The sequence below is a fragment of the Vibrio sp. 1249-1 genome, assembly GCF_033340495.1.
On the sequence record NZ_JAWOWJ010000743.1, the window covers coordinates 1 to 622 of the forward strand.

The following is a 622-nucleotide window of genomic DNA, read 5'->3' on the forward strand; positions in this document are numbered from 1 at the left end:
GTTCAGACCAATACACTTCTCAATTCGATAACGAGCAGTTGGCAGATATTGCCTGTCTCGCGCTGATTCAGCTTAAACCTGTTTATATTCGTCATGATATTGATTTTCTCTCTGCACTACCGGAAAGAAAACTCACTCAGTTCAAGCAAAGCGTGGATGTCGCGGTACACAATGCTGCCGCTATGATTTTAGAAGACAGACGTAAGAATCGCGATAATGATGTGCCTGTCATTTTCTCTCATACCAGTTATGATGATGACAAAGAGCTGGACTGGTTTGAGAAACCAATCTTAAACGTCAACTTTAGGTGATTGGCGTTTGCGCAGAACCGAAACAATAGAGTAATCGTACCCAAGGAGGAATCGTGGGATTCTTTTCACGCTTGTTTGGTGGCAGTGAAAAAACTGCTGAAGTAAAAACGGTAGAGCCTGTCGAATACAAAGGCTTTCTGATCTATCAAGAGAGCATTTCAGAAGGCGGTCAATACAGAATCGCAGGGCGCATTGAAAAGTCCTACGATGGAGAAGTCAAAACGCATCGTTTCATCCGCTCTGATTTGCTCGCTTCTGAGGGAGATGCAAACGAGCTGATGTTGAAGAAATCTCAAATGTTTATCGATCAA

2 protein-coding genes are annotated in these 622 nt (G+C 43.1%); both read left to right on the forward strand.

Features of this window, described 5'->3' with window-relative positions; translation table 11 throughout:
* Positions 1-311, forward strand: a 311-nt coding sequence (locus tag R7Z50_RS28675) for a late competence development ComFB family protein (RefSeq protein WP_318149904.1), incomplete at its 5' end; no start/stop codon positions are given.
* A gap of 53 nt (positions 312-364) precedes the next feature.
* Positions 365-622 (forward strand): HlyU family transcriptional regulator (locus R7Z50_RS28680; RefSeq protein ID WP_318149905.1); only part of this gene is annotated, 258 nt, incomplete at its 3' end.